The sequence below is a fragment of the Nonomuraea fastidiosa genome (genome assembly GCF_042751225.1).
GTDB classification, from domain to species: domain Bacteria; phylum Actinomycetota; class Actinomycetes; order Streptosporangiales; family Streptosporangiaceae; genus Nonomuraea; species Nonomuraea fastidiosa.
Genome location: NZ_CP170570.1, coordinates 3,435,611 through 3,445,799, shown reverse-complemented (window position 1 = coordinate 3,445,799; position 10,189 = coordinate 3,435,611). Strand labels below are relative to the sequence as shown.

The window sequence follows — 10,189 nt, the reverse complement described above, 5'->3', positions numbered from 1 at the left end:
CAGTCACCTCTTAGTACTTCAGCAGGTTGGCGTCGTCGACGGACGCGGACCTGCGGGTTCGGAAGATCGTCACGATGATGGCCAGGCCGACCACGACCTCGGCCGCGGCCACCACCATCACGAAGAACGCGATGATCTGGCCTTCAAGGTTGCCCACCTGCCGGGCGAACGTCACGAACGCGAGGTTGCAGGCGTTGAGCATGAGCTCGACGCACATGAACACCACGATGGCGTTACGCCGGATCAGCACGCCCAGGGCGCCGATCGCGAACAGCAGGCCGGACAGGACGAGGTAGTGCGTCGTCACTTGGTCACCTCATTGGTCTCGGCGTCCTGCTCGGCCTCGGTCGGCGCCGTGCTCTCCTCGGCCGCGTGCTTGATCGCCTCAGCCAGCTTCGGGTTGTCCGGGAGGCGACCGTGCTCCACGTCGTAGCGAGCGATGTGGCGGTTGACCGAAGCCTCGGCCACCGACCCGTCGGGCAGCAGCGCCGGCATGTCGATGGCGTTGCTCCTGGCGTAGGTGCCGGGGCCGGGCAGCGGCGACGGGTGGTCGCCGCGGAAGCGGGCGCGGGACAGCTCCTTCTGCGTCGCCTTCTGCGTGACCCGCTCGCGGTGCGCCAGCACCATCGCGCCCAGCGCCGCCGTGATCAGCAGCGCCGAGGTGATCTCGAACGGGAACACGTACTTGGTGAAGAGCTGCAGCGCGATCGAGCGGATGTAGCCGCCCTGACCGGTGGCCGCCGCCAGCCCCGCCTCAGGCGCGAAGATCGCGTTGCCCGCGGCCAGGATGATCAGCGTCGCGAAGCCCGCACCGGCGATGATCGCCCAGAAGCGCTGTCCCTTGATCGTCTCGACCAGCGAGTCGGACGAGTCCACGCCCACGAGCATGAGCACGAACAGGAACAGCATCATGATCGCGCCGGTGTAGACGATGATCTGCACCGCGGCCAGGAACGGCGCGTCCTGCACGGCGTACAGGACGGCCAGGCACAGCATGACGGTGCCGAGCATCAGCGCGGAGTACACGGCCTTGCGGTTGAAGACCATGCCGAGCGCGGCGCCGACGGAGACGACGGCCAGCACCCAGAAAGTGATGGTCTCACCCATTGGTCCGCCCCAGCCGGTAGTAGTCCTCTTCGGTCTCACCGAGCCGCATGGGGTGCGGCGGCTGTTCCATGCCCTGCGTGAGGGGCGCGAGCAGCATCTCCTTGGTGTAGATGAGGCTCTCGCGGTTGGTGTCGGCGAGCTCGTACTCGTTGGTCATGGTGAGCGCGCGGGTCGGGCAGGCCTCGATGCACAGGCCGCACAGGATGCACCGCAGATAGTTGATCTGGTACGTGCGTCCGTAGCGCTCGCCCGGCGAGTAGCGCTCTTCCTCGGTGTTGTCCGCGCCTTCGACGTAGATGGCGTCGGCGGGACACGCCCAGGCGCACAGCTCGCACCCGACGCATTTCTCCAGCCCGTCAGGCCAGCGGTTGAGCTGGTGACGCCCGTGGAAGCGAGGAGCCGTCGGCTTCTTCTCCTCCGGGTAGTTCGTCGTGACGGGCTTCTTGAACATCGTGTGGAAGGTGACCCCGAAGCCTTTGACGGGGTTCAGCCAGTCAGTTAGTCCCACTGGGAATCTCCTTGTGCTGCACCCCGTGGTAGTGCGGCAGGTCGAGCGGCGGCACCGGGAAGCCACCGGCCGCCGGTTCCTCGGACAGTTGCTGGAACTCGGCTTCCACCTCCGCCTTCTTCTCCTCCTTGCGCCGCTGGTTGACGGTGTCGAAACGCATCCAGATGGCCAGCGCGCCGATCACGATGACCGCGCCAAGCCCGATGCCGATCGTGCGGCTCTCCTCGTAGACGACGACGTTGCGCACCGCCGCGACCAGCAGGATCCAGGCCAGGTTGACCGGGATCAGCACCTTCCAGCCCAGCGACATCAGCTGGTCGTAACGCACGCGCGGCAGCGAGGCGCGCACCCAGACGATGAAGCAGAACGTCAGCACGAACTTGATGAAGAACCACAGCACCGGCCACCAGCCCTCATTGGCGCCCGCCCAGAAGGTGGTGATCGGCGCCGGGGCCCGCCAGCCGCCGAGGAACAGCGTCACGGCGATGCCGGAGGCGGTGAAGGTGTGCAGGTACTCGCCCATCATGATCAGGGCGAACTTCAGCGAGGAGGAGTACTCGGTCTGGAAACCGCCGACCAGCTCGCCCTCACCCTCGGGAAGGTCGAACGGGATACGCGCGGCCTCGCCGAACATGCAGACCACGTAGACCAGGAACGACGGGATCAGCAGCACCGCGAACCAGGTCTGCTCCTGCGCCCTGACGATCTCGGAGGTGGACAGCGTCCCGGCGAACAGGAAGATCGCCACGAACGACAGGCCCATCGCGATCTCGTAGGAGACCACCTGGGCCGCCGACCGCAGACCGCCGAGCAGCGCGTACGGCGAGCGCGACGACCACCCGGCCAGCACCACGCCGTAGACCGAGACCGCGCCCATGGCCAGCATGAACAGCACCGCAACCGGCAGGTCCACCAGCTGCAGCGGCGTCTGCACGCCGAACAGGTTGACCATCGGCCCGAACGGCACGATCGAGAAGGCCAGGAACGCCGGCACCACCATGATGACCGGCGCCAGCAGGTAGAGCACCTTGTCCACGGTCCGCGGGAAGATGTCCTCCTTCAGGCCCATCTTCAGACCGTCGGCCACGGACTGCAGCAGACCGAACTTGCCGGCCCGGTTAGGGCCGTAGCGGTGCTGCATCCGCGCGATCAGCTTGCGCTCGAACCAGACGCCGAACAGGATGCTCAGCATCAGGAAGACGAACAGCATCACGGCCTTGATGATCGTGATCCACAGCGGGTCCTTGCCGAAGTCGGCAAGGGTGGGATCGGCCGCGAGAACGTGGGTCATGAGGCGCTCCCGATGGTGACGATGTCGCCGGCCACCGCGCGCAGGTCACGCGTGACCGAGCAGCCGCCGGAGTTCGCCGGCACCCAGACCACGCGGTCGGGCAGGTCGGCGATGCGCACCGGCAGGGTCACGGTGCCGCTGTCGGGGTCGCCGACGACGAGCTTGTCGCCGTCCGCGACGCCGAGCTCGGCGGCCGTGGTCCCCGAGATCAGTGCTTCGGCGGGGCGGGCGGTGCCCGCGAGGTACGGCTCGCCGTCCTGCAGCCTGCCCTCGTCGAGCAGCAGGTGCCAGGTGGCCAGCAGGGCCTGGCCCGCCTCCGGCACCTCCGGCGTGCGAGACAGCGCGTTGGGCGGGCTGACCCGGCTGCCGCGCCAGGAGCCGAGCGCGGCGAGCTCGCGCCGGACGGCCTTGGCGTCGGGCAGGCCCAGGTGCACGTCCATCCGGTCGGCCAGGTTGCCGATGACGGCCATGTCGGACTGCAGGCCGGGCACCTTCAGCGGCGCGTCGAACGAGCGGCCCCTGCCCTCCCAGTTGACGAACGTGCCGCCCTTCTCCTGGACGGAGGCGACGGGCAGGACCACGTCCGCGCGGTCGGTGACGGCGCTGGCGCGGATCTCCAGGCTGACGATGAACGGCGTGTGCTCGAGAGCGTCGAGCGCCGCCGCGGGGTCGGGCAGGTCGTAGGGGTCGACGCCGGCGACGACCAGCGCGTCCAGCTCGCCGTCGCGGGCGGCGGCCAGCATGGCGGTGGTGTCGCGGCCCGGGGTGGCGGGCAGCGAGGCGACGTTCCACGCCCTGGCGACCTCGGCCCTGGCGGTCTCGTCGTCCACCGGGCGGCCGATCGGCAGCAGGTTGGGCAGCGCGCCGGCCTCGACCGCGCCGCGCTCACCGGCCCTGCGCGGGATCCAGGCGATCCTGGCGCCGGAGGCGGCGGCGAGGCGGACGAGCGCGGACAGCGCGCCGGGCACGGTGGCAAGGCGCTCGCCGGCCAGCACGATCGTGCCCTCGGCGAGGGTGCCGACCAGGTCGCCGATCGCGTCGGCCTCGGCGCCGGGAGCGGTGCGGATGAGCGTGCCGCCCATCTTCACCAGGCCCGGGGAGGCGAACGGCGCGATCGAGGAGATCTTCAGGCCCTTCTTCCGCCACGCCTTGCGCAGGCGCAGGAAGACGATCGGCGACTCCTCCTCAGGCTCGAACCCGACGAGCAGCACGTGGGGCGCGTTCTCCAGGTCGGCGTAGCTGATCTCGATGCCCTTGCCGGCCACCGCGTGGGCGAGGAACTGCGCCTCCTCCGCCGAGTGCGGCCTGGCGCGGAAGTCGACGTCGTTGGTGCCGAGCGCGATCCTTGCGAACTTCGCGTACGCGTAGGCGTCCTCGACGGTGACGCGGCCGCCGACCAGCACACCGGCCTTGCCGCGGGCCTTGGCCAGGCCCTGAGCGGCGATCTCCAGCGCCTCCGGCCACGAGGTGGGCACCAGCACGCCCTCCTCGTTGCGGACCAGCGGCTGCTTGAGGCGGTCGGGCTGCTGCGCGTAGGTGAACGCCCAGCGGCCCTTGTCGCAGTTCCACTCCTCGTTCACCTGCGGGTCGTTGCCCGCCAGGCGGCGGGTCACCCGGCCGCGCCGGTGGTCGGTGCGCAGGCTGCACCCGGAGGCGCAGTGCTCGCACGCGCTCGGCGTGGAGACCAGGTCGAACGGGCGGGCGCGGAACCGGTAGGCGGCGCCGGTCAGCGCGCCCACCGGGCAGATCTGCACGGTGTTGCCGGAGAAATAGGAGTTGAACGGCTGGCCGTCGGCCACCCGCACCTGCTCCTTGGCCCCGCGCTCGAAGAACTCGATGAGCGGGTCACCGGCGATCTGGTCGGAGAAGCGGATGCAGCGCGCGCACTGCACGCAGCGCTCGCGGTCGAGCAGCACCTGCGTGGACAGCGCCAGTGGCTTGGGGAAGGTGCGCTTCTGCTCCTGGAACCTCGACTCGCCCTGGCCGTTGGACATGGCCTGGTTCTGCAGGGGGCACTCGCCGCCCTTGTCGCAGACCGGGCAGTCGAGCGGGTGGTTCATCAGCAGCAGCTCCATCGCCGCGCGCTGCGCCTTCTCGGCGACCGGCGAGGTGAGCTGGGTCGACACCACCATGCCCTCGGCGACCTCGATCGCGCACGACGGCTGCGGCTTGGGGAAGCCACGGCCGTTGCCCGCGTCGGGGATCTCGACCAGGCACTGCCGGCAGTTGGCGGCCGGGTCGAGCAGCGGGTGGTCACAGAACCTCGGGATCTGGATGCCCAGCAGCTCGGCGGCCCTGATGATCAACGTGCCCTTGGGAACACTGACCTGGAACCCGTCGATGGTCAGGGTCACCAGGTTCGTCTCGGTCTCTACGACTGTCACTGCTCACCCCAGAGAGTGGACTTCTTCGGGTCGAACGGGCAGCCGCCGATCTCGAAGTGCTTGAGGTACTCATCGCGGAAGTACTTCACCGAGGAGTGAATCGGGCTGGTCGCGCCATCGCCGAGCGCGCAGAACGAGCGGCCCAGGATGTTGTCGGCGATGTCGGTGATCGTGGCCAGGTCGTCCTCGGTGCCCTGGCCCTTCTCCAGGCGCGCAAGCACCTGCTTGAGCCAGTACGTGCCCTCGCGGCAGGGCGTGCACTTGCCGCAGGACTCGTGGGCGTAGAACTCGGTCCAGCGCAGCACCGTACGGACCACGCAGGTGGTCTCGTCGAAGATCTGCAGGGCCCGGGTGCCGAGCATGGAGCCCTTGGCGCCGACCCCTTCGAAGTCGAGCGGCACGTCGAGGTGCTCTTCTGTGAAGATCGGCGTGGACGATCCGCCCGGGGTCCAGAACTTGATCTTGTGACCCTTGCGGATGCCGCCCGCCATGTCGAGCAGCTCGCGCAGCGTGATGCCGAGCGGAGCCTCGTACTGGCCGGGCCGGGTGACGTGGCCGCTGAGCGAGAAGATGCCGAAGCCCTTGGACTTCTCGGTGCCCATGCCGGCGAACCAGTCGGCGCCGTTCGCGATGATCGAGGGAACACTCGCGATCGACTCGACGTTGTTCACCACAGTAGGCGAGGCGTACAGGCCCGCCACGGCGGGGAACGGAGGCTTGAGCCGGGGTTGACCTCTGTAGCCCTCGAGCGAGTCGAGCAGCGCCGTCTCCTCGCCGCAGATGTAGGCGCCCGCCCCGCTGTGCACCACCAGCTCCAGGTCGAAGCCGGAGCCGAAGATGTCCTTGCCGAGGTAGCCCTTGGCGTACGCCTCGCGCACGGCCGCGTGCAGCCGGCGGATGACGTGCAGCACCTCGCCGCGCACGTAGATGAAGGCGTGGTTGGCGCGGATGGCGTACGACGTGATGATGATGCCCTCGACCAGCGCGTGCGGGTTGGCCATCATCAGCGGGATGTCCTTGCAGGTGCCCGGCTCCGACTCGTCGGCGTTGACGACGAGGTAGTGCGGCTTGCCGTCGCCCTGCGGGATGAAGCCCCACTTCATGCCGGTGGGGAAGCCCGCGCCGCCGCGGCCGCGCAGGCCCGAGTCCTTGACGGTCTGGATGACGGCGTCGGGGTCCATGCCCAGCGCCTTCTTCGCCGCCTTGTACTCGCCGTAGACGTCGATGGTGAAGGAGTTGGGCTGGTCCCAGTTCGCGGTCAGGACCGGTGTCAAAGTCGTCGTCATGCTTCGGGGGCCTTCCATCCCTTGGCCTTGGCCAGCTTCAGGCCCTCAAGCGAGGGCTCCCCGGCCGACGGGCCCTCGCCCGCCTGGTCGTCGGGCAGCCCGGCGAGCACGCGCGAGGCCTCCTTGAAGGTGCACAGCCGCTTGGGACCGCGGGTGGGCCGCACCTCCTTGCCGGCGCGCAGGTCGTCGACGAGCTGCTTGGCCGACTCGGGAGTCTGGTTGTCGAAGAACTCCCAGTTGACCATCATGACCGGGGCGAAGTCGCAGGCCGCGTTGCACTCAAGGCGCTCCAGCGAGATCTTGCCGTCGGGGGTCGCCTCGTCGTGACCGACGCCGACGTGCTCCGACAGCTCCTCCCAGATCTGGTCGCCGCCCATGACCGCGCACAGCGCGTTGATGCACACGCCGACGTGGTATTCGCCGGCGGGCTTGCGCTTGTACATGGTGTAGAAGGTCGCCACGCCGGTGACCTCGGCCTTGCTGATGCCGAGCATCTCGGCGCAGAACTCCTGCCCGTCGTCGGAGACGTAGCCGTCCTCGGACTGCACGAGGTGGAGCAGCGGCAGCAGGGCGGAGCGGGTCTTGGGGTAGCGCCCGATGATCTCCTTGGCGTCCCGCTCCAGACGCTCACGGACTTCCGGTGAATAAGTCACCGGTCCACACCTCCCATGACGGGGTCGATAGAAGCGACCGCGGCGATCACGTCCGCGACCTGGCCGCCCTCCGCCATGGCGGGGAAGCTCTGCAGGTTGCAGAAGGACGGCTCGCGGAAGTGCACGCGGTAGGGCCGGGTGCCGCCGTCGCTGACCACGTGGGCGCCCAGCTCGCCCTTGGGCGACTCGATGCTGGCGTACGCCTGCCCGGCCGGCACCCTGAAGCCCTCGGTCACCAGCTTGAAGTGGTGGATGAGGGCCTCCATGGAGGTGCCCATGATGTGGGCGATGTGGTCGGGCGAGTTGCCGAACCCGTCGGGGCCGAGCGCGAGCTGCGCGGGCCAGCCGATCTTCTTGTCCTCGATCATCACCGGGTCGCCCTTGAGCGGGCCCGCGATGCGGTCGAGAGCCTGCTCAATGATCTTGAGCGACTCCTCCATCTCCTTCATGCGGACGAGGTAGCGCGAGTAGACGTCGCAACCGCGCTCGGTGGCGACCTCGAACTCGTAGGTCTCGTAACCGCAGTAGGGCTGCGCCTTGCGCAGGTCCCACGGGAGACCGGCGGCGCGCAGGATGGGGCCGGTGACGCCGAGCGCCATGCAGCCGGTCAGGTCGAGGTAGGCGACGTCCTGGGTGCGGCGCAGGTAGACGGGGTTCTCGTCGAGGAGCTTGCGGATGTCCTTGATCCGCTTGGGCATCTCCTTGAGGAACTCGCCGACCTTGTCGACCGCGCCCGCCGGCAGGTCGACGCTGACGCCGCCCGGCCGGATATAGGCGTGGTTCATCCGCAGACCGGTGATGTACTCGAACAGGTCCATCACCATCTCGCGGTCGCGGTAGCCGAAGAGGAACGGCGTGGTCGCGCCCAGCTCCATGCCGAACGTGCCCATCGCGACCAGGTGCGAGGAGATGCGGTTGAGCTCCATCATCATCACGCGGATCGCCTGCGCCCGCTCAGGGATGCGATCCTCGATGCCGAGCAGCTTCTCCACGCCCAGGCAGTAGGCCGTCTCGTTGAAGATCGGCGAGAGATAGTCCATGCGAGTGACGAACGTGGTCCCCTGGGTCCACGTCCTGAACTCCATGTTCTTCTCGATGCCGGTGTGCAGGTAGCCGATGACGCTGCGGGCCTCGGTCACCGTCTCGCCGTCGAGCGTCAGCACCAGCCGGAGCACGCCGTGGGTGGACGGGTGCTGCGGGCCCATGTTGACGACCAGGCGCTCTTCCTCGGACTCGCGCACGCCGGAGACGACCTGGTCCCAGTCGGCGCCGTTGACCGAATAGACCTTGCCCTCGGTCGCCTCGTCATAAGCGGTGCTCATGAGTAGCTCCTCCTGTGGTCGGGCGACGGGATGGTGGCGCCGCGGTATTCGACCGGGATGCCGCCGAGCGGGTAGTCCTTCCGCTGGGGATGGCCGTCCCAGTCGTCCGGCATCATGATCCGGGTGAGCGCGGGGTGACCGTCGAAGATGATCCCGAAGAAGTCGTACGTCTCCCGCTCATGCCAGTCGTGACCAGGGTAAACGCTGACCGTCGATGGAATGTGCGGGTCGTCGTCCGGGCAGCTCACCTCGAGGCGCACACGCCGGTTGTGGGTGATCGAGCACAGGTGGTAGACCGCGTGCAGCTCCTCGCCCTTCAGGTGCGGGTAGTGCACGCCGGACACGCCGAGCGAGAGCTCGAAGCGCAGGGCCGGGTCGTCGCGCAGCTTCTGGCAGACCTCGACCAGCCGCTCCCGCTTGATGTGCAGGGTCAGCTCGCCGCGGTCGACGACCACGCGCTCGATGGCGTCGTCGAGCGCCAGCGCGTCGACGATCTCGTCGAAGTAACCGCCGTACGGGCGGGGCGTGGAGATCTGCGGCGGGCGGCGTACGACGAGGCCGCCGTAGCCGGAGGTGTCACCCGAGTCCTTGGCGCCGAACATGCCCCGGCGGGCGATCGGCGCCTCCTGGGGCGCCGGCGCCTCGGGGACCTGTGCGTCCGGGACCTCGGGGAGGTTGTCGGGCGAGGTCACTTCGAGGCTCCCTGGTCGATCAGCGGCAGCGTGCGCAGCGCCTGCAGTTCGAGCTCGTCGATCTGCTTGGCGCGGTGCGCGCCGAACTTCATGTTCTGGATCTTGTCGTGCAGCTTGACGATCGCGTCGATGAGCATCTCCGGCCGCGGCGGGCAGCCGGGCAGGTAGATGTCGACCGGCACGATGTGGTCGACGCCCTGCACGATGGCGTAGTTGTTGAACATGCCGCCGCTGGAGGCGCACACGCCCATGGAGATGACCCACTTCGGCTCGGCCATCTGGTCGTAGATCTGGCGCAGCACGGGCGCCATCTTCTGCGACACGCGGCCGGCCACGATCATCAGGTCGGCCTGGCGGGGAGATGCCGAAGCGCGCTCCATACCGAAGCGCGCCAGGTCGTAGTGGGGGCCACCGGTGGCCATCAGCTCGATGGCGCAACACGCGAGGCCGAAGGTCGCCGGCCATACGGAGTTCTTACGCGCCCATCCGGCGGCCGCTTCGACCGTGCTGAGGATGAACCCGCTGGGGAGTTTCTCTTCAAGTCCCATTTTCAGTCCCAGTCCAGACCCTTGCGGCGCCACACGTACGCGTAGGCGACGAGCACGGTGACGATGAACAGCAGCATCTCGACGAGCGCGAACAGGCCGAGTCCCGAGGTGGCCACGCGGCCGATGTCGTTCGTCTGCGGCGCGAACGAGACGGCCCACGGGTAAAGGAAGATGATCTCGATGTCGAAGACGATGAAGAGCATCGCCGTGACCATGTACTTGAGCGGGAACCGCCCACCGCCGACCGGCTGGGGCGTCGGCTCGATGCCGCATTCGTAGGCGTCGAGCTTGGCGCGGTTCCAGCGCTTGGGACCGGTGAAGGGAGCGATGGCGACCGAGAAGATCGCGAAGCCCCCCGCGATGACGGCGAGCACCAGGATGGGCACGTAAAGGTCCAT

11 protein-coding genes are annotated in these 10,189 nt (G+C 68.4%); all 11 read right to left on the bottom strand.

The window, feature by feature from the left end; genetic code table 11:
* Nucleotides 1-10 precede the first annotated feature (10 nt).
* Genes nuoK through ACFMQL_RS15720 form a run of 11 tightly spaced genes read right to left on the bottom strand, consistent with a single transcriptional unit; the run spans nt 11 to nt 10,189 of the window.
* Nucleotides 11-307 (bottom strand): NADH-quinone oxidoreductase subunit NuoK, encoded by a 297-nt coding sequence (gene nuoK, locus ACFMQL_RS15770; RefSeq protein WP_364062347.1) that lies wholly within the window; start codon nt 305-307, stop codon nt 11-13.
* Nucleotides 304-1,107: an NADH-quinone oxidoreductase subunit J gene (locus tag ACFMQL_RS15765; RefSeq protein ID WP_364062344.1), complete on the bottom strand. Its 804-nt coding sequence runs from the start codon at nt 1,105-1,107 to the stop codon at nt 304-306. The genes nuoK and ACFMQL_RS15765 overlap by 4 nt, the downstream gene beginning before the upstream one ends.
* A complete protein-coding gene (gene nuoI, locus ACFMQL_RS15760) occupies nt 1,100-1,615 on the bottom strand; it encodes an NADH-quinone oxidoreductase subunit NuoI (RefSeq protein ID WP_080043639.1) in 516 nt (171 codons plus the stop codon). Before nuoI ends, ACFMQL_RS15765 begins: the two co-directional genes overlap by 8 nt.
* Nucleotides 1,602-2,906 (bottom strand): NADH-quinone oxidoreductase subunit NuoH, encoded by a 1,305-nt coding sequence (gene nuoH, locus ACFMQL_RS15755; protein ID WP_364062341.1) that lies wholly within the window; start codon nt 2,904-2,906, stop codon nt 1,602-1,604. Before nuoH ends, nuoI begins: the two co-directional genes overlap by 14 nt.
* The gene (locus ACFMQL_RS15750; protein ID WP_364062338.1) at nt 2,903-5,290 is read right to left on the bottom strand and encodes an NADH-quinone oxidoreductase subunit G; all 2,388 of its coding nucleotides are present in this window, start codon (nt 5,288-5,290) and stop codon (nt 2,903-2,905) included. The genes nuoH and ACFMQL_RS15750 overlap by 4 nt, the downstream gene beginning before the upstream one ends.
* Complete coding sequence (nuoF, locus tag ACFMQL_RS15745; protein ID WP_364062335.1) at nt 5,287-6,576, bottom strand: NADH-quinone oxidoreductase subunit NuoF; 1,290 nt, start codon at nt 6,574-6,576, stop codon at nt 5,287-5,289. The genes ACFMQL_RS15750 and nuoF overlap by 4 nt, the downstream gene beginning before the upstream one ends.
* Nucleotides 6,573-7,229, bottom strand: coding sequence for an NADH-quinone oxidoreductase subunit NuoE (nuoE, locus tag ACFMQL_RS15740; protein WP_364062332.1), 657 nt, complete (start codon nt 7,227-7,229; stop codon nt 6,573-6,575). Before nuoE ends, nuoF begins: the two co-directional genes overlap by 4 nt.
* The gene (locus tag ACFMQL_RS15735) at nt 7,226-8,551 is read right to left on the bottom strand and encodes an NADH-quinone oxidoreductase subunit D (protein ID WP_364062329.1); all 1,326 of its coding nucleotides are present in this window, start codon (nt 8,549-8,551) and stop codon (nt 7,226-7,228) included. The genes nuoE and ACFMQL_RS15735 overlap by 4 nt, the downstream gene beginning before the upstream one ends.
* The gene (locus ACFMQL_RS15730; RefSeq protein ID WP_378785972.1) at nt 8,548-9,243 is read right to left on the bottom strand and encodes an NADH-quinone oxidoreductase subunit C; all 696 of its coding nucleotides are present in this window, start codon (nt 9,241-9,243) and stop codon (nt 8,548-8,550) included. The genes ACFMQL_RS15735 and ACFMQL_RS15730 overlap by 4 nt, the downstream gene beginning before the upstream one ends.
* Nucleotides 9,240-9,791, bottom strand: a complete 552-nt coding sequence (locus ACFMQL_RS15725) for an NADH-quinone oxidoreductase subunit B family protein (RefSeq protein WP_364062326.1) — start codon at nt 9,789-9,791, stop codon at nt 9,240-9,242. The genes ACFMQL_RS15730 and ACFMQL_RS15725 overlap by 4 nt, the downstream gene beginning before the upstream one ends.
* A gap of 2 nt (nt 9,792-9,793) precedes the next feature.
* Nucleotides 9,794-10,189, bottom strand: coding sequence for an NADH-quinone oxidoreductase subunit A (locus ACFMQL_RS15720; RefSeq protein WP_364062323.1), 396 nt, complete (start codon nt 10,187-10,189; stop codon nt 9,794-9,796).

Coding starts and splice junctions, on each gene's coding strand:
- ACFMQL_RS15765 (WP_364062344.1), bottom strand. CDS start 1,107: ATGGGTGAGACCATCACTTTCTGGGTGCTGGCCGTCGTCTCCGTCGGC.
- nuoH (WP_364062341.1), bottom strand. CDS start 2,906: ATGACCCACGTTCTCGCGGCCGATCCCACCCTTGCCGACTTCGGCAAG.
- nuoF (WP_364062335.1), bottom strand. CDS start 6,576: ATGACGACGACTTTGACACCGGTCCTGACCGCGAACTGGGACCAGCCC.
- ACFMQL_RS15735 (WP_364062329.1), bottom strand. CDS start 8,551: ATGAGCACCGCTTATGACGAGGCGACCGAGGGCAAGGTCTATTCGGTC.
- ACFMQL_RS15725 (WP_364062326.1), bottom strand. CDS start 9,791: ATGGGACTTGAAGAGAAACTCCCCAGCGGGTTCATCCTCAGCACGGTC.
- ACFMQL_RS15720 (WP_364062323.1), bottom strand. CDS start 10,189: ATGGACCTTTACGTGCCCATCCTGGTGCTCGCCGTCATCGCGGGGGGC.